This window comes from Kitasatospora sp. NPDC094028, assembly GCF_049543595.1.
Lineage (GTDB): Bacteria > Actinomycetota > Actinomycetes > Streptomycetales > Streptomycetaceae > Kitasatospora.
The window spans coordinates 61,100-81,856 of sequence record NZ_JBMVFA010000010.1 but is presented as its reverse complement, the minus strand read 5'-3'; the positions used below and the strand labels follow the sequence as shown (position 1 = coordinate 81,856).

The 20,757-nt window shown below is 71.4% G+C and carries 21 protein-coding genes; 3 read left to right on the top strand and 18 right to left on the bottom strand.

Going from position 1 to position 20,757, the window contains the following annotated elements; translation table 11 throughout:
* Positions 1-242 precede the first annotated feature (242 nt).
* Positions 243-1,418 (top strand): LLM class flavin-dependent oxidoreductase, encoded by a 1,176-nt coding sequence (locus tag ACPC54_RS17465; RefSeq protein ID WP_498965849.1) that lies wholly within the window; start codon positions 243-245, stop codon positions 1,416-1,418.
* An 87-nt stretch (positions 1,419-1,505) separates the two neighbouring features.
* Here the strand turns inward: ACPC54_RS17465 and ACPC54_RS17460 are convergent, their stop codons facing one another.
* A complete protein-coding gene (locus ACPC54_RS17460; protein ID WP_498965680.1) occupies positions 1,506-1,898 on the bottom strand; it encodes an SCO5389 family protein in 393 nt (130 codons plus the stop codon).
* A 486-nt stretch (positions 1,899-2,384) separates the two neighbouring features.
* Here ACPC54_RS17460 and nucS point away from each other — a divergent pair, with 486 nt between their 5' ends.
* The gene (nucS, locus tag ACPC54_RS17455) at positions 2,385-3,044 is read left to right on the top strand and encodes an endonuclease NucS (RefSeq protein WP_045694843.1); all 660 of its coding nucleotides are present in this window, start codon (positions 2,385-2,387) and stop codon (positions 3,042-3,044) included.
* A gap of 7 nt (positions 3,045-3,051) precedes the next feature.
* On the opposite strand, the gene ACPC54_RS17450 is transcribed toward nucS, so the two are convergent.
* The 5 genes from ACPC54_RS17450 to ACPC54_RS17430 form a co-directional block, all read right to left on the bottom strand.
* On the bottom strand, positions 3,052-5,307 hold the full coding sequence (locus ACPC54_RS17450) for an ATP-binding protein (RefSeq protein ID WP_498965679.1): 2,256 nt from the start codon (positions 5,305-5,307) through the stop codon (positions 3,052-3,054).
* A 168-nt stretch (positions 5,308-5,475) separates the two neighbouring features.
* Positions 5,476-5,793, bottom strand: coding sequence for an STAS domain-containing protein (locus ACPC54_RS17445; RefSeq protein ID WP_498965678.1), 318 nt, complete (start codon positions 5,791-5,793; stop codon positions 5,476-5,478).
* A gap of 331 nt (positions 5,794-6,124) precedes the next feature.
* Positions 6,125-6,994, bottom strand: coding sequence for a 3-hydroxyacyl-CoA dehydrogenase family protein (locus ACPC54_RS17440; RefSeq protein ID WP_498965677.1), 870 nt, complete (start codon positions 6,992-6,994; stop codon positions 6,125-6,127).
* Positions 6,995-7,203: 209 nt separating this feature from the next.
* Positions 7,204-7,854, bottom strand: coding sequence for a response regulator (locus ACPC54_RS17435; protein WP_498965676.1), 651 nt, complete (start codon positions 7,852-7,854; stop codon positions 7,204-7,206).
* Positions 7,851-9,053 (bottom strand): sensor histidine kinase, encoded by a 1,203-nt coding sequence (locus ACPC54_RS17430; protein WP_498965675.1) that lies wholly within the window; start codon positions 9,051-9,053, stop codon positions 7,851-7,853. The genes ACPC54_RS17435 and ACPC54_RS17430 overlap by 4 nt, the downstream gene beginning before the upstream one ends.
* Before the next feature lie 156 nt (positions 9,054-9,209).
* Between ACPC54_RS17430 and ACPC54_RS17425 the strand changes: the two genes are divergently transcribed.
* Positions 9,210-9,791 carry a hypothetical protein gene (locus tag ACPC54_RS17425; RefSeq protein ID WP_498965674.1) on the top strand — a complete coding sequence of 194 codons (582 nt, stop codon included), beginning with the start codon at positions 9,210-9,212 and terminating at the stop codon, positions 9,789-9,791.
* Here the strand turns inward: ACPC54_RS17425 and ACPC54_RS17420 are convergent.
* The 12 genes from ACPC54_RS17420 to ACPC54_RS17365 form a co-directional block, all read right to left on the bottom strand.
* A complete protein-coding gene (locus tag ACPC54_RS17420; protein ID WP_498965673.1) occupies positions 9,788-10,360 on the bottom strand; it encodes a cob(I)yrinic acid a,c-diamide adenosyltransferase in 573 nt (190 codons plus the stop codon). The genes ACPC54_RS17425 and ACPC54_RS17420 overlap by 4 nt on opposite strands.
* A 114-nt stretch (positions 10,361-10,474) precedes the next feature.
* Positions 10,475-10,975: a DUF2550 domain-containing protein gene (locus ACPC54_RS17415; RefSeq protein WP_030057523.1), complete on the bottom strand. Its 501-nt coding sequence runs from the start codon at positions 10,973-10,975 to the stop codon at positions 10,475-10,477.
* Between the two features lie 148 nt (positions 10,976-11,123).
* The gene (locus ACPC54_RS17410) at positions 11,124-11,507 is read right to left on the bottom strand and encodes a F0F1 ATP synthase subunit epsilon (protein WP_045694825.1); all 384 of its coding nucleotides are present in this window, start codon (positions 11,505-11,507) and stop codon (positions 11,124-11,126) included.
* A 182-nt stretch (positions 11,508-11,689) separates the two neighbouring features.
* A complete protein-coding gene (gene atpD, locus ACPC54_RS17405; protein WP_498965672.1) occupies positions 11,690-13,135 on the bottom strand; it encodes a F0F1 ATP synthase subunit beta in 1,446 nt (481 codons plus the stop codon).
* Between the two features lie 2 nt (positions 13,136-13,137).
* Positions 13,138-14,052 carry a F0F1 ATP synthase subunit gamma gene (locus tag ACPC54_RS17400; protein WP_498965671.1) on the bottom strand — a complete coding sequence of 305 codons (915 nt, stop codon included), beginning with the start codon at positions 14,050-14,052 and terminating at the stop codon, positions 13,138-13,140.
* Between the two features lie 32 nt (positions 14,053-14,084).
* Positions 14,085-15,659: a F0F1 ATP synthase subunit alpha gene (atpA, locus tag ACPC54_RS17395; protein WP_498965670.1), complete on the bottom strand. Its 1,575-nt coding sequence runs from the start codon at positions 15,657-15,659 to the stop codon at positions 14,085-14,087.
* Between the two features lie 156 nt (positions 15,660-15,815).
* Positions 15,816-16,631 carry a F0F1 ATP synthase subunit delta gene (locus ACPC54_RS17390; RefSeq protein ID WP_498965669.1) on the bottom strand — a complete coding sequence of 272 codons (816 nt, stop codon included), beginning with the start codon at positions 16,629-16,631 and terminating at the stop codon, positions 15,816-15,818.
* On the bottom strand, positions 16,628-17,185 hold the full coding sequence (locus ACPC54_RS17385; RefSeq protein WP_498965668.1) for a F0F1 ATP synthase subunit B: 558 nt from the start codon (positions 17,183-17,185) through the stop codon (positions 16,628-16,630). The genes ACPC54_RS17390 and ACPC54_RS17385 overlap by 4 nt, the downstream gene beginning before the upstream one ends.
* 34 nt (positions 17,186-17,219) lie before the next feature.
* Entirely contained in the window at positions 17,220-17,456 is a 237-nt protein-coding gene (atpE, locus tag ACPC54_RS17380; RefSeq protein WP_078859784.1) for an ATP synthase F0 subunit C, read from the bottom strand.
* Between the two features lie 90 nt (positions 17,457-17,546).
* Entirely contained in the window at positions 17,547-18,362 is an 816-nt protein-coding gene (gene atpB, locus ACPC54_RS17375) for a F0F1 ATP synthase subunit A (RefSeq protein ID WP_045694809.1), read from the bottom strand.
* Between the two features lie 285 nt (positions 18,363-18,647).
* Positions 18,648-19,091: a Cg1360 family ATP-synthase-associated protein gene (locus ACPC54_RS17370; RefSeq protein ID WP_498965667.1), complete on the bottom strand. Its 444-nt coding sequence runs from the start codon at positions 19,089-19,091 to the stop codon at positions 18,648-18,650.
* Between the two features lie 294 nt (positions 19,092-19,385).
* Positions 19,386-20,663, bottom strand: coding sequence for an MraY family glycosyltransferase (locus tag ACPC54_RS17365; protein ID WP_498965666.1), 1,278 nt, complete (start codon positions 20,661-20,663; stop codon positions 19,386-19,388).
* Positions 20,664-20,757 lie beyond the last annotated feature (94 nt).

The following is a 20,757-nucleotide window of genomic DNA, read 5'->3' as shown; positions in this document are numbered from 1 at the left end:
GCCATTGGCACATGACATCGGATACCCACGAAGGGACGAGGCGGGGCCCGCACCCTGCGCGCACCCGAGGAGGCCCAAGGATGACCAAGACCAGCGCCCGCGCCGAGACCCGCCGGCCCGTCGGAGTACGGCCACCGGCGCCCGGCCCTGCGCTGACCACCGCAGCGCCGGTGACGGCCGTCGCGGGCGAGCCGCTGCCCGCCGCCCAGCGGGCCGGCACGCTGCCGCCGGACACCGCCCCGGTGCGGGTCGGCGCGTTCCTGCTGTCCGCGCAGTTCCCCGGACAGAGCCACGCCGAGGCGCTGGACCGCACCGTCCGGGCCGCCGTCGAGGCCGAACGGGCGGGTCTGGACAGCGTCTGGCTGGCCGAGCACCACTTCGTCCCCTACGGGGTCTGCCCGAACGCCGCGACCCTGGCCGCGCTGCTGCTCGGCCGGACCCGCCGGATCGGCGTCGGCACGGCCGTCAGCGTGCTCCCCACCACCCACCCGGTGGCGCTCGGCGAGCAGGCCGCGCTGCTGCACCTCACCTCCGGCGGCCGGTTCACCCTCGGGGTCGGGCGCGGCGGGCCGTGGATCGACCTGGACGTCTTCGGCAGCGGCGTGGACGCCTTCGAGCAGGGCTTCCCGGAGCGGCTGGACCTGCTGCTGCGCTGGCTGCGCGGCTCCCGGGTGGGCGCGGACGGCCCGCAGTTCAGCTTCCCCGAGGTGACGGTGGTACCCCGGGCCACCGAGCCGCCGCGCCGGCCCGGCCTGGGCAGCTGGCTGGGCCTGGACGAGTCCGCGCCGGTGCGCTTCCCGCGCCAGCGCCAGGACGCCGAGCCGCTGCGCACCGAACCGCCGCACGACGAACCGCCCCGCGAGGACGTGACGGCCTCCGGGCGGCCGGTGGCCGGCCCGCCGGTGGTGGTCGCCTGCACCTCGCCGGGCGGGGTCCGGCTGGCCGCCGAGCGCGGGCTGCCGATGCTGCTCGGCATGCACTCCGGCGACGAGGACAAGCTGCGGATGCTGGAGCTGTACCGCACCGCTTGGCTCGCGGCCGGCCGCAGTGAGGAGCAGCTGCGCCGGGTCGGCCGCCAGCACGTGGCGGCCGGGGTGGCGCAGGTCGACGACCGCGCCTCGGCGGCGCGGGCGACCCTGCTGGGCGCGATGCCCGGCTGGTTCGAGTACGGGCTCGGCGCGCACCGCACGGTGGACGGCCGCGAGCGCAAGATGCGCGATCCGCACCAGTACACCGAACTCCTCTGCGACCTGCACGCGGTGGGCACCCCCCGGCAGTGCGCCGACCGGCTGCTGGCCACCGCCGAGCGCACCGGCATCCGGCGGTTCGCGCTCCTCGCGGAGGGCAGCGGCGACCGCGAGGCGACCCTGCACAACATCGCCCGGCTCGGCTCCGAGGTCCTGCCGCAGCTGGGTTGAGCCCGCCGTGGGCGGCCCGGGCGGCCGGGAGACCGACCGGGCCGTGGCCGTGCCCCCGCCGACGGGGCACGGCCACGGCACCGCGCGTCAGCAGTCCCGCAGTTCCTCGGACTGGTTGAGCAGCTGCTCCCGGACCGACGTGAAGCGGTCGTACCGCTTCTCGTTGGCCTCGGAGGGCAGGAACACCGCCACCCGGTGACAGTTCTGAAACGCCAGCCGGACCCCGAAGTGGCGCTGCAGGGCGCCCCGGATGGCGTCGCTGGCGAGGGCGCGCAGCAGCTGGCCGCGGGCCTGCTCGCTGGGCGGCGGCACCTGGTTGTCGGCGAAGTCGGTGCCGTCGACCTTCGCCTGGGCGACCAGCGAGCTGATCAGGTCCCAGGCGTACGGCAGCGAAACGCGGACGCAGTCGACGAATTCCCGCTCGTCGACCTCGCCCCGCTCGGCCTTCTCCAGCAGGGCCGGTGAGACGTCGAGCGACATGGATTCTCCTCTCGCGGTCCACCCGCGCGGCGCCCGGGTGGTCATGCGTAGTCCAAGCTCACAGTGAGGGTGGTGGCGGAAGCCGCGTGGGGCGTCCGGCACCCGTGGAACGGGGTTCCGGCACCTTCGCGACACCGCGGGGTAGCGCCACGGGACGTGACGTCCCGGACACCGAACGCGCTCAGAACAGCGTGGCAGTCGGCAGCTGAACAGGCTGGTGATTCTTGTGGATTGCTCCGGAAACATGCAGCAGCACACCAGATTGGCCAGATCCTGTCGGATCGTTCATCTGAAGTCTCCGTCCCCGTTGACGCCGGTCCCGCGAGCGTGCCGTCACACACGGTAGAGACCCCATGTGGCGGGCGCCAGACCGCGACGGGCGGAAGCGGGACCCGCCGAAACTCCATGTTCGCGGCGTTCGCGCTTTCTTCACCCGGTCGTCCCGGAATCGCATCAACTGGCCCCGGTGGGCTAGCGTGGTCGACCGTGCGTCTCGTAATTGCCCGCTGCTCAGTCGACTATGCCGGTCGGCTCTCCGCCCACCTGCCCTCCGCCACCAGGCTCATCCTGGTCAAGGCCGACGGCAGCGTCAGCATCCACGCCGACGACCGCGCCTACAAGCCGCTCAACTGGATGTCCCCGCCGTGCGCCCTCAAGGAGGCCGACGGGGTCTGGACGGTGGAGAACAAGGCCGGCGAGAAGCTCATCATCACGCTGGAGGAGGTGCTGCACGACTCGTCCCACGAGCTCGGGGTCGACCCGGGCCTGATCAAGGACGGCGTCGAGGCCCACCTGCAGGAGCTGCTCGCGGACCGGATGGAGGTGCTCGGCTCCGGCTGGTCGCTGATCCGCCGCGAGTACCCGACCGCGATCGGCCCGGTCGACATCCTCTGCCGCGACGCGGACGGCGCCACGGTGGCCGTCGAGATCAAGCGCCGCGGCGAGATCGACGGCGTCGAACAGCTCACCCGCTACCTCGAACTCCTCAACCGGGACCCGCTGCTGGCCCCGGTCAAGGGCGTCTTCGCCGCGCAGGAGATCAAGCCCCAGGCCCGCGTGCTGGCCACCGACCGGGGCATCGGCTGCGTCGTGCTGGACTACGACGAGCTGCGCGGCATCGACGACGACAAGCTCAAGCTGTTCTGAGCCGCCCTCAGGGCGACTTGGTCGGGCTCGGCGTCGCGGACGAGGTCGGAGCCGTCGGAGTCGTGGTGACCGGCGGCTGCGCAGTCATCGTCGGCGGCGGGGTGTTCACCGGCGGCGCGCTCGGCTGCGGCGGCTGGGGCTGCTGCGGCACCGGCGGCTGGACCGGCGGCTGCGCGGGCCCCTGGACGGGCGGCTGCGCCGGATCCGTCTCCTGCGCCCCCGGCGAGCGGCTGGGCTTGCGCGACGACGACGCCGACGCGCTCGGCGAGCGCGAGGCGCTGCCGCTCGCGGACGGCCCCGGGCTGGTGCTCTCCCCCGCCGGGCTGCCCGGCGCGGTGGTGGCGGTCGCGCCGGGGCTGGTGCTGGTGTGCGGCACCGGCGGCAGCCCGTTCTGACTGTCCCCGACGTCGTCCAGCCGCCCGTGCGGCTCGTTCCCGCGCGGCTCGTCCGGGCCGAGGCTCATCGCCGCCGCCGTCCCGAGCACCCCGAAGGTGAGCACGGCCGCGGTGGCGAGGACGATCCGCCGCCGCCGGCTGGAGCGCAGCCGGCGCGGCACCCGGGCCGCGATCTTGCGGATCACCGGCCCGCGCGCGGGCGCCACCGTGGTCGGCCCGGCCGGCAGCTGGCGGCCCTCGGCGCGCAGCAGGTCGATCATCCGGCGCGCGGCCGCGACCCCGCGCTGCTCCCCGGCGGCGGTGCGCAGGGTGAGCGCGGTCTCCAGTTCGGCGACGGCCCGGGACGGCTGCCGGACGCAGATCGCGTGCACGGCCGACTCGTGGTGGAACCACGCCTGATCGGCGGGCGTGCCGACCCGCCGGGCCGCCTCCAGGCCCAGCTGCAGCACCCGCTCCCAGGCGCCCCAGCGCAGCGCGAGCGCCAGGGCGGGGGCGGCCGCCCGGGCGAGCCGGAGCACCGCCTCGTGCCGTCCGGCGGCCCGGTCGGCGAGCAGCACGCCGATCACCACCTCGGCCTCGGCGGCGACCTGCTCCAGCGACACCGAGCTGTGCCCGACCCACCAGGCGAAGTGCTGGGCGGCGCCGTCCACGCAGCCGCGCGCGGGCCAGTGCGGGACGAGCAGTTCGAGCGCGCCGGCGGTGAGCCGGTGGTGCCCGCCGATGGACACCGCCAGCCCGGCGTCGGCGAGTTCGGCGAGGGCGGCCTCGCCCTGGCCGACGTCGATCAGCGCGGGCAGGTGCGGCGCGGTGGGGCAGTCGCCGCCGAGCGCCACGGCGAGGCGCAGGACGGCCTGCGCGGACTCGCTGAGCCCCTCCGCGAGCCGGACGGCGGGCGAGGCCGTCTCGGCGACCGAGGGCAGCGGGACGGTGCGGCGCAACGCGCTCTCGCGGACCGCCGGGTCGGGGTGGCGGACGGGCTCCTCGACGGCCCCGAAGACGTCCTTGCGGTCCTCCTCGGCGGCGACCAGCGCGTCCACCGCGACGTCCCGCTGGCGCAGCAGTGCGGCGGCCTGGACGAAGCGCAGCGGCAGTCCCTCGGACTCGAACCAGAGGTCGACCGCCCAGGCCTTCTCGGCGACGTCCAGGGGCCGCCCGGCCAGGCGCGCGGTGAGGGCGAGGCAGGCGGCGCGGGAGAGTCCGGCGACGAGGTGGTCCTGGAGCCGGGAGTCGGCGGGCAGGGCCGGGCTTCCGGGGGCGACCGAGAGCAGGAACGCGCAGCCGGGGGCGGCGGCGAGCAGGTGCTCCAGCTCGTCGCCGAAGGGTTCGGCGCCGTCGATGACGACGACGGCGGCGACCTCGGCGAGGTGCCCGGCGAGCTGGCCCGGGTCGGGCCGGTAGCCGGGGGCGTGGTGGGTGGCGGCGAAGAGGTCCTGGAGCAGGTCGGCGCCGGTGCGGCGGTGTCCGCAGAGCTGGACGACGCCGCCGGGGGCGAGGTCGGCGGCGGCCTCGGCGACGGCCGACAGCAGCGCGCTGCGGCCCGAGCCGGCCTGGCCGACCAGGCGTATCGAGCGGCCCTCGGCGAGCAGGCCGAGCAGTTCGGCGATGTCGGCCTCGCGGTCGAGCAGTGGCAGGTCGGCGGGCCCGGCGCCCATGGCGAGCGGGCCGACCGCGCGGCCGGCGCCGCCGAGCGGGCCGCGGGCGGGTTCGCTGCGCTCGATCCGGCGGGGGCGGGGGCGCCACTCCTCGGGGCAGGGCCTGGCCTCGGAGCCGTCCGGGGCGCCGACGCCGACGAGCAGGCCGCCGGAGACCAGTTCGCCGCCGCGGGTGCGGGCGGCTTCCTGCCGGAACTCGCCGGATGGCTGTGCCACGTTCTGCTCCGCATCGTGCTCGGCCGCCGGCACCGCGCGCCGGCCGGCTGACGTCCCGTTCACGGCCGCGCGGGGGCTGGGGGCAGCGGGCGGCGGCCGTCATTCTGACGGGCAGACTCTCGCACATCCGGTGACCGCCGCGCAGGGCGGTCCCGGGGAAGGAGGGGATCAGACGACGTGGGCCTCGGCGACGCCGCCGTCCACCGCCAGGATGCGGTGCAGCTTGGTGGCCACCAGCAGCCGCTGGAGCTGGGCCGGAACGGAACGCAGCACCAGTCGGCGGCCGATCCGCCCGGCCCGCCGGTGGGTGCCCATGATCACGCCGAGGCCGGTGGCGTCCCAGAACTCCAGCCGGGCGAGGTCGAGCACGAGGTCACCGAGGCCGCCGTCGACGGCCTGGTGCAGGCGGGCCCGCGCGTCGGCGGCGGTGCGCACATCGAGGCGGCCTTCGATGGCCAGCGCCCGGTGGTCGCCGGTGATGCGCATGCTCTCCTCCTTCGCCTGGTCGCTCTGGTGGCCGGGGCGGGGTGTGTCGATCGGGTGGGCCGCCGTGGTGCGGCTCCTCGCCCGGGAGACGGCGAGGCGTCGGGTTCCCTCATCTGACGGTGAACCGGCACCACAGGTTGCTGGTTTCGGCCGAATCTGAAGCAACTTCACTCGTCCGAGGGAATATACGCAGTCAGTCTCCACACCTACGCTCGATTCCCGCCCAAATCACCCGTCTGCGGCATCCGGCGTGAGGAAACTCACCCGACGCGGGCGGCGGGCCGTACGATGCTCCGATCGCACGGCCCGCCAGGTCATCGAACCCGCGGGCTCACTTGGCCTCGTACGGGTAGAAGCCCTGGCCGCTCTTGCGGCCGAGGTCGCCGGCGGTGACCATGCGGGCCATGATCTCCGGGGCGGCGAACTTCTCGTCCTGGGTCTCGTCGTAGATGTTCCGGGCGGCGTGCAGCAGGATGTCCACGCCGGTCAGGTCGGCGGTCTGCAGCGGGCCCATCGCGTGGCCGAAGCCGAGCCGGCAGGCGGTGTCGATGTCCTCGGCGGAGGCCACGCCCGACTCGTACAGCTTGGCGGCCTCGACGACCAGCGCGGTGATCAGGCGGGTGGTGACGAAACCGGCGACGTCGCGGTTGACCACCACGACGTCCTTGCCGACGCCCTCGGCGTAGGCGCGGGCGGCGGCCATCGTCTCGTCGCTGGTCTTGTAGCCGCGGACGAGCTCGACCAGCTTCATCATCGGGACGGGCGAGAAGAAGTGCACGCCCACGACCGACTCCGGGCGCTGCGTGACGGCGGCGATCCGGGTGATCGGGATGGCGGAGGTGTTGGTGGCCAGCACGGCGCCGTCCTTGGCGAGCTTGTCCAGCTCGCGGAAGACGCCCTCCTTGACCTCCAGCTTCTCGAACACGGCCTCGACCACGATGTCGGCCTCGGCGACGGCGCCCAGGTCGGTGGTGGTGGTGATCCGGCCCAGCGCGGCCTCGGCGTCCTCGGCGCTCAGCTTGCCCTTGGAGACGAACTTCTCGTACGAGGCGCGGATGCCGGCGAGGCCGCGCTGCAGCGCCTCCTCGGTGACGTCCCGCAGCACCACCGGGTGGCCGGCCTGCGCGGACACCTGGGCGATGCCGGCGCCCATCAGGCCGGCACCGATCACGGCGATCTGCTTGCTGGACGCATTGCTCATGGCTGGGTCTCCCGATGCCGTCGCCGCCCCGAGGGCGGGCCCTGAAGGCGGCTCAGGGCAGGGGTCACCCGCCGGAGAGCCGCGTCGCTCGTCGGGACTCTAATGCCCGAATGCTCCCCGCCCTAGCAATCGGGAGTGTGATCTGCAACCGACCCGGTCACCCGACCAGGACGACGGTCGGGCGGTCAGGCGGTCGGGCGGCCAGACGGTCAGACGGTCAGCCCGAGGTCCTGGGCCAGGATCGCCGCCTGCACCCGGCTGCGCAGCCCCAGCTTCGCCAGGATCCGGCTGACGTGCGTCTTGGTGGTGGCCTCCGCCATCTCCAGCCGGGCCGCGATCTCGCCGTTGGACATCCCCGCGCCGACGCAGGCCAGCACCTCCCGCTCGCGGGCGGTCAGCGCCGCCACCGCCTCCCGCGCCGCCGGGCCGACCGGCCGGTCCGGGCGGGCGAAGGTGCCGATCAGCCGCCTGGTCACCGAGGGCGCCAGCATGCCGTCCCCGCGGGCCACCGTCCGGATCCCCTCGATCAGGGTGTCCGCCTCCAGGTCCTTGAGCAGGAAGCCGGCCGCGCCGGCCCGCAGCGCGCCGTAGACGTACTCGTCCAGGTCGAAGGTGGTCAGCACCAGCACCTGGGCGGCGCCCGCGGCGACCACCTCCCGGGTCGCCGAGACGCCGTCCAGCCGGGGCATCTGCACGTCCATCAGCACCACGTCGGGCCGCAGCTCCAGCGCCAGCCGCACCGCCGCCTCGCCGTCCGCGGCCTGCCCGACCACCTCGAAGTCCGGTTCGGCCCGCAGGATCATCACCAGCGCCGCCCGCACCGCCGCCTGGTCCTCGGCGACCAGCACCCGGATCGTCATGCCCGCCCCTCGCTCCCCTGTCCGCACGGCAGCACCGCGCGCACGCTCCAGTACCCGTCCCGCGGCCCGGCCTCGAAACTGCCGCCGAGCAGCCCGGCCCGCTCCGACATGCCCACCAACCCGGCCCGGGCGCCCGGCAGTTCACGCCCGGCCTCGCCCCGGTACGGGCTGTCGACGGCGATCCGCAGCCGCTCCGGCTCGAACTCCAGCCGCAGCCGGACCAGTCCGGGCCCGGCGTGCTTGAGCGCGTTGGTCAGCGACTCCTGGACGATCCGGTACGCGGCCAGCCCGACCGGCACCGGGACGTCCCGGTGCTCGCCCCGCTCGGTCAGCTCGAACTCCAGCCCCACGTCCTGCCCGGCCGCCCGGGCCTTGGCCAGCAGGGCGTCCACCGCGGCCAGGTCGGGCGCCGCGTACGAGGCGTCGGCCTCTCCCCCGCCGCTGTCCCGCAGCAGCCCGATCATGCGGCGCATTTCGGCCAATCCCTGGACGCTGTTCTCCCGGATCACCGCCAGCACCTCCACCAGCGGATCGTCCGTAGGCAGCTGCCGCCGCCGGGCGACGGACTGCGCGCCGGTGGCGTGGATCGCGATCGCCGACAGGTGGTTCGCCACCACGTCGTGCAACTCCCGCGCCATCCGGGCCCGTTCGGCGACGACCGCCTCGCGCCGGTCCATCTCCGAGAGCAGCGCGGTCTGTTCCGCCCGCAGCCGCTCGGCCTCCGCCTCCTGCCGGTGCTTGCGCACCAGCTCGCCGGTCCACACCGGCGCCAGGAACACCAGCGAGCTCACCACCACGATCAGCAGCCCCGCCGCGGTACCGCTCGCCCACCACGCCAGCGCGGAGAGCACCAGCACCGTCGAGCCACCGGTCAGGTGCAGCACCCGGGACATCCGGTGGGTGCCGTAGAGCACCGCCGCGTACAGCAGGTCGGTGTACATGATCGTCGTCGCCAGCAGGCCGCCCGCGAACACACCGGCCGCGAAGGCCAGCCCGCCCAGCGACACCGCGAGCACCGGCCGGGTGCGCCGGACCAGCTCCAGCCCCGCCATCACCACCAGCGGCGCCACCACCGCCCACAGCGGCACCTCGTCGGCCCGGTCGTACACCTTGAAGGCGATCAGCACCGCGCCGCCGAGCACCCCGCACAGGGCGATCAGCCGGTCCATGCGGCGCGGCGGGACGGAAGGTACGAGCACACCCCCATCTCACCATCCCGGGCGCGCCACCCGGCTCCCGTCCACGGAGGAGGCCGCTACATCGAAAGGTGCAGTCCCGGACGGCACCGCACGACGACGAAACCCGCCCGCCCGCGCACGACGCTGGAAGCACCGCCGAACGCCCGGGAGCAGAACGTGATCGTCACCCTCGTCGTCGCGGCCGAGATCTCCTGGTGGATCGTGCTCGGCCTCGCCCTCTCCGCCCGCTACCTGCTGCGATGGCGCCGCACCAGCACCGCCCTGCTGATCGGCCTGCCCGCGGTCGACCTCGCCCTGTACGTGCTCACCGTGCTCGACCTGCGGGGCGGCACCCAGGCGAGCTGGACGCACGCCCTCGCGGCGAGCTACGCGGGCTTCTCGATCGGCTACGGCCCCTCGCTGGTGGCCTGGGCCGACCGCCACTTCCTGCACCGCTTCGCCGGCGGCCCCAAGCCGCCGCCCGCCCCGAAGTACGGGCCGGAGCGGACCGCGCACGAGTGGCGGATCGCCGGCCGCACCGCCGTCTCGGCGGTGATCACGCTGAGCCTGATCAGCCTGCTGGTGCCGCTCTCGGCGGGCAACGCCCACCTCGGCACCTTCGCCCCGTGGTACTGGAAGCTGGGCATCGCGGCCGTCGTCAACGTGGTCGTGGCCGGCTGCTACGCGCTGTGGCCCAAGGAGCCGCCGGCCGGCGTCCACGCGGAGGACGGCCGGGTCGTGGAGAAGGTGGAGAACTAGCGGTTCTCGCCCGGCACCCAGAGCACGTCGCCGCGCTCCTTGTTGGCCACCCGGGCCAGGATGAACAGCAGGTCGGACAGCCGGTTGAGGTACTTCGCGGTCAGCGGGTTGACGGTGTCCCCGTGCTCGGCGATCGCCGCCCAGGTGGAGCGCTCGGCCCGCCGCACCACCGTGCAGGCCAGGTGCAGGTGGGCCGCGCCGGGCGTGCCGCCGGGCAGGATGAAGCTGCGCAGCTTCTCGACCTGCTCCAGGTAGTGGTCGCAGTCCGTCTCCAGCCGGTCGATGTAGGACTGCAGCACCCGCAGCGGCGGGTACTTCGGGTCCTCGACCACCGGGGTGGACAGGTCGGCGCCCACGTCGAACAGGTCGTTCTGGACCCGGGTGAGCACGGCCGCCACGTCCTCGGACAGCGAACCGGCCGCCAGCGCCACCCCGATCGCCGCGTTCGCCTCGTTGGCGTCGGCGTACGCGATCAGCCGCGGATCGGTCTTGGTGGTCCGGCTCATGTCGCCGAGCGCGGTGGTGCCGTCGTCCCCGGTACGGGTGTAGATGCGCGTCAGATTGACCATGCGGCCACCCTAGCCGCCGGGGTTAGGCGGCGTTAACCCCCGACCTCGTCGCTGCGCGACATTGACTCTCCCCCAGCCTCCGGCCGGGGGCGCCCCGATCCGAGAGTCCCGTCGCTACGCGACATTGACTCTCTGGCCGGGCGGGGCCGCCTCCAGCCAGGCCAGGAAGCCGGTGAGCGCGTCCTCGCTCATCGCCAGCTCCAGCGGTGCCCCGTTGTGCAGGCAGCGCAGCACCACCGAGCCGGAGAGCAGGGCCAGCTCCTCCTGCCCCTCCGGGTAGCGCCGGCCCAGCACCTCGATCTCCCGGCGCGGCAGCACCTTGCGCGGGCGCGGGGCGTAGGAGAAGACCCGGAACCACTCGATGGAGTCGCCGCTGTAGCGGCCGATACCAAAAACCCACCCCTTGCCATCGGTCGGGGGGACCGGGGCGGAGGTGGGCTTGCCGTTCTCGTCGAGGTCGGGCTGCGTCGAGGCGTCGGCGGGCATTTTGAGCCGGTAGCTGCAGTCGAAGGTGCCGCCGACCCGCTGGATCAGGCGGCGGCGCACGGCGAAGGCCATCAGGCCGATGACTCCCAGCGCCACGACCGCCGCACACACCACAAGCGCGAGGACCATGCTCACCTACCTCCTCGCTACCCGCGTTCCCCGTAGCGGTCGTATCAAGCGACCGCGCTGACCTCTCAACTACGACGACAGTCCCGGGGTCACGCTCGCGCGTCCCCGGGACCGTCGGTCGACCCCGCTAAGCCGGGGTCCGGCGCACTCAGGCGTGGGCCTTGAGGCCGCGCGCCGCGAACAGCCGCACCTCGGCGCGACGCTCGGCGTGCGCGTCCAGGTCCGACTTGGCCTGCTCCAGTGCGCGCTCGGCACGGGCGACATCGATCTCGTCCGCCAGCTCGGCGATCTCCGCGAGCAGAGACAGCTTGTTGTCGGCGAAGGAGATGAAGCCGCCGTGGACCGCGGCGATCACGGTGCCGCCGTCCGTCGTGCGGATGGTGACCGGACCGGTCTCCAGCACGCTCAGCACCGGGGTGTGGCCCGGCATGATGCCGGTGTCACCGGAGGCCGTACGGGCGACGACGATGGTGGCCGCACCGGACCACACCTTGCGGTCGGCTGCGACCAGCTCGACGTGCAGCTCAGCCAACGTGGGCTCCTAGGCTCATGCAACCCCCGATTACTCGGGAGTTTCGGTAAGAATAACGGCCCCGCGCCTCCGGCATGAAACCGACGGCACGGATTTGACCGGAATCACAGCCGATGCGACGCGAGGGGTGGCCCAGGCTCGGGGGCCACCCCTCACGGTCACTCAGCTGCTACCGGCCGCGACTACTTCTTCGCCAGCTCGGCGGCGTTCTTCTCCAGGTCCTCGATGCCACCGCACATGAAGAAGGCCTGCTCCGGAACGGCGTCGTACTTGCCGTCCGCGATCGAGTTGAAGGCCTCGATGGTCTCCGACAGCGGCACGGTCGAACCCTCGACACCGGTGAACTGCTTCGCCACGTAGGTGTTCTGCGAGAGGAAGCGCTCGATGCGACGGGCGCGGTGCACCGTGATCTTGTCCTCTTCGGACAGCTCGTCCATACCGAGGATGGCGATGATGTCCTGGAGGTCCTTGTACTTCTGCAGGATCCCCTTGATACGGACAGCCGTGTCGTAGTGGTTCTGCGCGATGTACCGCGGGTCGAGGATGCGGGACGTGGAGTCCAGCGGGTCGACGGCCGGGTAGATGCCCTTCTCCGAGATCGGGCGCGACAGAACGGTGGTCGCGTCCAGGTGGGCGAAGGTGGTGGCCGGCGCCGGGTCGGTCAGGTCGTCCGCGGGGACGTAGATCGCCTGCATCGAGGTGATCGAGTGACCGCGGGTCGAGGTGATGCGCTCCTGCAGGAGGCCCATCTCGTCGGCCAGGTTCGGCTGGTAGCCCACCGCGGAGGGCATGCGGCCGAGCAGGGTCGACACCTCGGAACCGGCCTGGGTGAACCGGAAGATGTTGTCGATGAAGAGGAGCACGTCCTGCTTCTCGACGTCACGGAAGTACTCCGCCATGGTCAGCGCGGACAGCGCGACGCGCAGACGGGTGCCCGGCGGCTCGTCCATCTGACCGAAGACCAGCGCGGTCTTGTCCAGAACGCCCGAGTCGACCATCTCGTCGATGAGGTCGTTGCCCTCACGGGTGCGCTCGCCGACACCGGCGAACACCGACACACCACCGAAGTTCTCGGCGACGCGGTAGATCATCTCCTGGATCAGAACGGTCTTGCCGACACCGGCACCACCGAACAGACCGATCTTGCCACCCTGGACGTACGGGGTGAGGAGGTCGATGACCTTGATGCCGGTCTCGAACATCTCGGTCTTGGACTCGAGGTCCTTGAAGTCCGGCGCCTTGCGGTGGATCGGCCAGCGGACCTCGACCTGCTGGTCGAACTCCGCCTGGTCGACGTTCAGCACGTCACCGAGGGCGTTGAAGACCTTGCCCTTGGTGATCTGGCCGACCGGCACGGAGATCGCGGCACCGGTGTCGGTGACCTGCGAACCGCGGACCAGGCCGTCGGTCGGCTGCATCGAGATGCCGCGGACCATGCCGTCGCCGAGGTGCTGGGCGACCTCGAGGGTCAGGGTCTTCTTGCCCGAGCCGTCGGGGTTGTCCACCTCGACGTGAAGGGCGTTGAACATGTCCGGAATCGCGTCGACGGGGAACTCCACGTCGACGACCGGGCCGATGACCCGCGCGACGCGGCCCGTCGCCGTGGTCGGCTCAACAGTGGTGGTCATACTCATTCGCTCCCGCGGCTCGCGTCAGCCAGCGCGTTGGCGCCACCGACGATCTCGCTGATTTCCTGGGTGATCTCGGCCTGGCGGGCCGAGTTGGCAAGCCGCGTGAGCGACTTGATGAGCTCGCCGGCGTTGTCCGTCGCGCTCTTCATCGCGCGGCGGCGGGCGGCGTGCTCGGAAGCAGCCGACTGCAGCAGCGCGTTGTAGATCCGGCTCTCGACGTACCGCGGCAGCAGCGCGTCCAGCACGCCCTCCGCCGACGGCTCGAAGTCGTACAGCGGGAAGATCTCCGACTTGGCCGGCGTCTGGTCGCTGAGCTGGACCTCGTCCAGCTTCAGCGGCAGCAGCCGCGCCTCGACCGCGTCCTGCGTCAGCATGGACACGAACTCGGTCGAGACCACGTGGAGCTCGTCCACACCGCCGGTCTCGGCCGTGAAGGCCTCGATCAGCTCGGCCGCCACCGTCTTCGCGTCACCGTAGGTCGGCTTGTCCGAGAAGCCCGTCCACGAGTTCCCCACCGCCAGGTTGCGGAAGGTGTAGTACGACAGACCCTTCCGACCGACGATGTACGTCACCACGTCCTTGCCCTCGCCGCGCAGGCGCTCGGAGAGCGTCAGCGAGGCCTTGATGGCGTTGGACGAGTAGCCGCCCGCCAGACCGCGGTCCGCCGTGATCAGCAGGACGGCGGCGCGCTTGGCGTTCGGGTTCTCGGTGGTGAGCGGGTGCTTGGCGTTGGACCGGGTGGCCACCGCCGTCACCGCCCGGGTGAGCTCATCGGCGTACGGAGCGGAGGCCGCCACCGCGCGCTGCGCCTTGCCGATGCGCGCCGCGGAGATCATCTCCATCGCCTTGGTGATCTTCTTCGTCGCGGTGACAGAGCGGATCCGGCGCTTGTAGACCCGAAGCTGTGCTCCCATGGGTCGTTACGTCCTTTCCCTCGCTACCGGACTCAGGCCTGCTCGGAGAGCAGCTTGCCGTCGGCGGTCTGGTAACCCTGCTTGAAGGCCTCGATCGCGCCGGTCAGGGCGTCGACGGTGCCGTCCGCGAGCAGACCGGTCTCGACGATGCCGGCGAGCAGGTCCTTGTGCTGCAGGCGGACGTGGTCCAGGAACTCGCGCTCGAAGCGGCGGATCTCGGCGACCGGGACGTCGTCCAGCTTGCCGGTGGTGCCGGCCCAGATGGAGACGACCTGCTCCTCGACCGGGAACGGCTGGTACTGGCCCTGCTTCAGCAGCTCGACCATGCGCGCACCGCGCTCCAGCTGGGCCTTGGAGGCCGCGTCCAGGTCGGAACCGAAGCCGGCGAAGGCCTCCAGCTCACGGTACTGGGCGAGGTCCAGGCGCAGACGGCCGGCGACCGAGCGCATGGCCTTGATCTGGGCGGAGCCACCGACGCGGGAGACCGAGATACCGACGTTCACGGCCGGGCGGATGCCGGCGTTGAACAGGTCGGACTCCAGGAAGCACTGGCCGTCGGTGATGGAGATGACGTTGGTCGGGATGTACGCCGAGACGTCGTTGGCCTTGGTCTCGATGATCGGCAGACCGGTCATCGAGCCGCCGCCGAGGGCGTCGTTCAGCTTCGCGCAGCGCTCCAGCAGGCGGGAGTGCAGGTAGAAGACGTCACCCGGGTAGGCCTCGCGGCCCGGCGGGCGGCGCAGCAGCAGGGAGACGGAACGGTAGGCCTCGGCCTGCTTCGACAGGTCGTCGAAGATGATCAGGACGTGCTTGCCGTCGTACATCCACTCCTGGCCGATGGCCGAACCGGTGTACGGGGCGAGGTACTTGAAGCCGGCCGGGTCGGAGGCGGGAGCGGCCACGATGGTGGTGTACTCCAGCGCGCCGGCCTCCTCCAGGGCGCCGCGGACGGACGCGATGGTGGAGCCCTTCTGGCCCACGGCGACGTAGATGCAGCGGACCTGCTTCTCCGGGTCGCCCGAGCGCCAGTTGTCGCGCTGGTTGATGATCGTGTCGACGGCCACCGCGGTCTTGCCGGTCTGGCGGTCGCCGATGATCAGCTGGCGCTGGCCGCGGCCGATCGGGGTCATCGCGTCGATGGCCTTGATGCCGGTCTGCAGCGGCTGCTTGACCGACTTGCGGGCCATGACGCCGGGGGCCTGCAGCTCCAGGGCGCGACGGCCGGTGGCGGCGATGTCGCCCAGGCCGTCGATCGGGTTGCCCAGCGGGTCCACGACGCGGCCGAGGTAGCCGTCGCCGACCGGAACCGACAGGACCTCGCCCGTGCGGCGCACGGTCTGGCCCTCTTCGATGCCGCCGAACTCACCGAGGACGACGACACCGATCTCGCGGGTGTCGAGGTTCAGCGCGAGGCCGAGCGTGCCGTCCTCGAACTTCAGCAGCTCGTTCGCCATGACCGAGGGCAGGCCCTCGACATGCGCGATACCGTCCGCCGCGTCAGTGACCGTGCCGACCTCTTCCACAGAAGCGGCGTCCGGCTGGTACGACTGGACAAAGTCGGCCAGCGCGTCCCGGATCTCCTCCGGACGGATCGTAAGCTCCGCCATCAGGCTTCCCTGCTCTCCTAGTTTGCGATCCTCGGCCCGCCATTGAGGGCCGCAAGTATTCGACTCTCGGCCGGGTCTTCCGAACCGGCCGTACGATGTGCCGGCTCCATGGGGAGCCGGTTTCCCGACCGAGGGTCGGATGTGCTGCTTCGGTGCTCAGCCTTCGAGCGACTGGCGAGCGCCTTCGAGGCGGCTCGACACGGTGCCGTTGATGATCTCGTCGCCGATCTGCACCCGCACACCGCCGACGACCTCGGGGTCGATGTCGATGTTCAGGTGGACCTGGCGGCCGTACATCCGGCCCAGAGCACCGGACAGGCGCTCCTTCTGGGTGTCCGACAGCGGCACCGCGCTGGTGACCAGGGCCACCATGCGGCCGCGGCGAGCGGCGGCGAGCTTGGAGTAGGACTCCAGGCCCTGCTCCAGGCTACGGCCACGCGGCGCGTTGACCAGGGCGGTGACCAGCCGGACGGTGCCGGCGTTGGCCCGGCCGCCGAGCAGCTTCTTGATCAGCTCGGCCTTGGCGACGGCGCCGGCCTTCGGCTCGGTCAGCGCGGCGCGCAGCTCGTACGAGCCGCTCACCACCCGGCCGAAGCGGAACAGCTCGTCCTCGACGTCGTCCAGGACACCGGCCTTGTCCGCGGCGATGACCTCGGCGTAGGCGGCCAGCTCCTCGGTGGCGTCCACCAGGTCGCGGCCACCCGACCAGCGGGAGCGGACCAGGCCCGCGACCAGGTCCACGGTCTCGCCGGAGACCTGGCCGGTCAGCAGCGAGGTGATCAGCTGGGCCTTGTCCTGGCCCGACCGCGAGGGGTCGGTCAGGACGCGGCGCAGCGAGACCTCGCGGTCCAGCACGGCCGTCACGGCGGTGAGCTCCTCGGCGACCTTGCCCGCGTCCACCGAGGTGGAGTCGGTCAGGCTCTCGAGGTTCTGCCGACCGGCGGCAAGGGCCTCACGGCTGGCGCCGATCACTTGGCCGCACCCTGAGCAACGGCGGCCTTGGCCTCCAGCTCGTCCAGGAAGCGGTCGATCACGCCGCTCTGCCGGGCCTGGTCCTCCAGGGACTCACCCACGATGCGGGAGGCCAGCTGGGTGGCCAGCGAACCCACGTCCTGGCGCAGGGCGGCAGTCGCCTGCTTCTTGTCGGCCTCGATCTGCGCGTGGCCGGCCGCGACGATGGCCTCGCGCTGACGCTGGCCCTCCTCGCGCATCTCGGCGAGCTGGGCGGCGCCCTGCTCGCGAGCCGACTCGACGATGCGGGCAGCCTCGTGGCGCGCCTCGGCGAGCTCGGCGCGGTACTGCTCAAGCAGGGCCTGGGCCTCGGCCTGAGCGGCCTCGGCACGCTCCATGCCGCCCTCGATGGCGTCCCGGCGCTCCGACAGCACCTTCTCGATGCTGGGGAGGAGCTTCTTGCCGAGCAGACCGAAGACGATGAAGAAGCAGAGCAGGCCGATGATCACCTCGGGCCACGCGGGGAGGAGAGGGTTCATCTTCTCCTCGGCCGCGAGCGAGAACGCGGTGTTCATGTCTGGACCTTCCTCAGAAAGGGTCTACGGCGGATTACTTGTTGCCGAAGACGAACGGCATGACGATGCCGATGAGGGCGAGCGCCTCGGTCAGCGCGAAGCCGATGAACATGTTGGAACGGATGAGACCGGCAGCCTCGGGCTGGCGGGCCATGGCCTGGACACCGTTACCGAAGATCAGACCGACGCCGATGCCGGGGCCGATGGCGGCGAGGCCGTAGCCCAGGGAGGCGACGGAACCGTAGACAGTGCCCTCAGCGATCATGCTCATTGCGATTGTCCTTTGCAGGGGTGGTGAACCGGTGGTGATTGGCCACCGGGCGATCCAGGAGGTGGTTCATGGGAGGCCAGGGCCTCAGGCTCAGTGCGCCTCTTCGAGGGCACCGGCGATGTAGCTGCTGGCGAGCATCACGAAGATGTAGGCCTGCAGGAACTGGACCAGCAGCTCGAACGCGGTCAGCGCGACAGCGACGACGAAGGACGCCGAGCCGTAGAGCGCGCCCAGGGTCGGGCTGAGCAGGTACCAGGAGGCGATGGAGAACATCACGATCAGCAGGTGGCCGGCGAACATGTTCGCGAAGGCTCGGACCGCGAGCGTGAAGGGGCGCACGAAGATGTTCGAGAAGAACTCGATCGGCACCAGGATGAACATGACCCAGCCGGGGATGCCCGACGGCCAGCAGAGGTTCTTCAGACCGCCGACGAAGCCGTGCTTCTTGAAGGTCAGCGTCATGTAGGTGATCCACACGATCGCCGAGAGGCCGGCCGGGAACGCGATCGCGGCCGCCACGGGGAACTGGGCGAACGGGATGATCGACATGATGTTCATCAACCAGATGAAGAAGAACATCGAGACGAGCATCGGGACGTACTTCTCGCCCTTCTTGCCGATCGTCTCCAGCACGATGGACCGCTTGACGAAGTCGTAGCCGATCTCACCGACCAGCTGCAGCTTGCCGGGGACCAGGCGCGGCTTCGCGAAGGCGGCCCAGAAGAACACGACCACCAGCAGCGCGACGATGATCGACAGCAGCATCGGCTTGTTGAACTCGACGCTGCCGATCGAGAAGATCGGCTTGAACTGGAACTCGTTCAGGCCCGGGGCCGGGAAGCCGCAGCCAGCGTCCCCGAAGTGGCAACTGCCTGAGGCGAGCGAGGACGTGAGTTCAGCACTCACCGCGGACTCCTTCGTCGTGACGCATGGTTACGGCAACCTCGGTGTGTCGGCGTGGCCTGCGACCACGGAGCGGCACTGGAACTTGATGGGTTTCTCGCCGACCCCGCACGGCGGTGCGCTGCACCACGGCGGGATCATCGAAGACTGCGCGGGCCCGGGGGGCGATCCGTCCGCTCTCCGGACAGACCTGGCCTCTTCCCGTACTCCGTTGTTGCGACGGACGATAGCAGCCCGTCAGTGCGACATAAACACCGCCCCCCTCGTTGGGGGGACAGTCAGGCCTCGTCACTGTTGACGACCCTTGTCGGAGGGCTTGTCGTCCTTGCTTTCCGAGGCGTGGGGGTCCACGTAGAACATCTTGGCCTTCAGAGCGCCGCGCACCTGGAAGCCCGTCCAGATCAGCGCGCAGCCGAGCAGCGTGAAGGCGAAGGCCTGCCGGTGGAACAGCTCGGTGTTCTTGAAGACGGCGAGCACGATCCCGACCAGCAGGATCTGCGTGGTGTACACCAGGAGCGCCGCGGCCATCATGATCTGCGGGTTCGACCTGGTCAGCCGGTCGAGCGCGACCTGGCCGAAGCTGAAGAAGGCCATCACCAGCAGCGTGCCGAAGAGTGCGCCGAGCAAACCCTTCCCACCGGCGACGGCGAAGGAGATCGCCATGGCGATGATCCCGGCGACCGCAGTGGGGATCGCGGCGCCTCGGAGGATCCGGGCGTCGGTGGACGGCATGTCGGCAGCTCCGGCGGCATGTCGATGTGGCGGGGGACGGGCACAGACTGTGGCGGTGAGGCCGACCGAGGCATCGCCGTGGGCCGCCCGCTGGAGCGGCGGTCCCGTCGAAGGAGACCGACAGGGACGGACTCATCCACCTGTCAGGACTTTCGGCGTGTTCTCGGTACTCGTGAACGGTATCACAAACTATTTGATGAGAGCTTTACCATGATTGTGTGGCACCTGTCACACCATTGGCGCAGCCCTTCCGCCGTTCGGGTGACTCCACTTGACGCAACGTCAATTCTCTTCTCAGCGACGGCCGCTGGCCTTGTCGCGGCCGGAGGGCGCCGAGGAGCCCCGGCCGGCTTCACCCAGAATCTGCTTGTCCTTCGCCGACAGTTCCGCCATCGGGCCGGACTGCTGACGGCGGTAGCGCGGCGGGACGAAGGACTGCACGGCGCGCGGCGCCCGCGGCCGGAACCGCGGGGTGAGCAGCACCACCAGGCCGACCAGGCAGAGCCCCGCGAGCGTCAGGATCACGGTCCGTCCGGTGTTGGTCACCGAGAAGGCCACCGTGCCGAAGGCGATCAGCGCCGCCCAGAAGTACATGATCAGCACGGCCCGGCTGTGCGAGTGCCCGACCTGGAGCAGCCGGTGGTGCAGGTGGCGCTTGTCCGCGGCGAACGGCGACTGCCCGGCCCAGGTGCGGCGCACCACCGCGAGCAGCAGGTCGGCCAGCGGCAGCGCGATGACCGTCAGCGGCAGCAGCAGCGGGATGTAGATCGGCACCAACGCGTGCACGGTCGCGGTCTTCGAACCGGTCTCGCTGTTGATCAGGTCCGGGTCGACCCGGCCGGTGATGGAGATCGCGGCGACGGCGAGCATGAGGCCCAGCATCATCGAGCCGGAGTCGCCCATGAAGATCCGGGCGGGGTGCATGTTGTGCGCCAGGAAGCCCAGGCACATGCCGACCAGCAGCACGCTGAACAGCACGGCGGGGGCCGCGTCGGTGATCGCGTAGCCGTACCAGAGCCGGTAGCTGTACAGGAAGAAGGCGATCGCGGCGATGCAGACCATGCCGCCGGCCAGACCGTCCAGGCCGTCGATGAAGTTCACCGCGTTGACCATGACGACGACCAGGATGACCGAGATGACCATGCCCTGGGTGGGGCTCACCGCGACGGCGCCGACGCCGGGCACCGGGAGGGTGATCACCGTGACGCCCTGCCAGACCATCACACCGGCGGCGATCATCTGGCCGCCGAGCTTCACCAGCGCGTCCACGCCCCACTTGTCGTCGAGCACGCCGAGCAGCCACATGATCCCGGCACCGGAGAGCAGCGCGCGGATGTCGGTGCCCTGGGTGAACACCTTGCTCAGGTTGTCCAGCTGCGAGGCGACCAGGATGCCCGCGCACAGCCCGCCGAACATGGCGATGCCGCCGAGCCGCGGGGTGGGCTCGCGGTGCACGTCGCGGGCTCGCACCGGCGGCATCGCGCCGGCCGCGATGGCGAACTTCCGGACCGGGCCGGTCAGCAGGTAGGTGACGGCGGCGGTGCAGAACAGCACCAGCAAGTACTCACGCACCACTGGCCTCCTGCATCACTGTCGTACGGGGAGGTACCGAAGGTACTCCCCTGCCTTCCCGGGGTTCGAGGTGTGTCGCCACGGGACACACCTT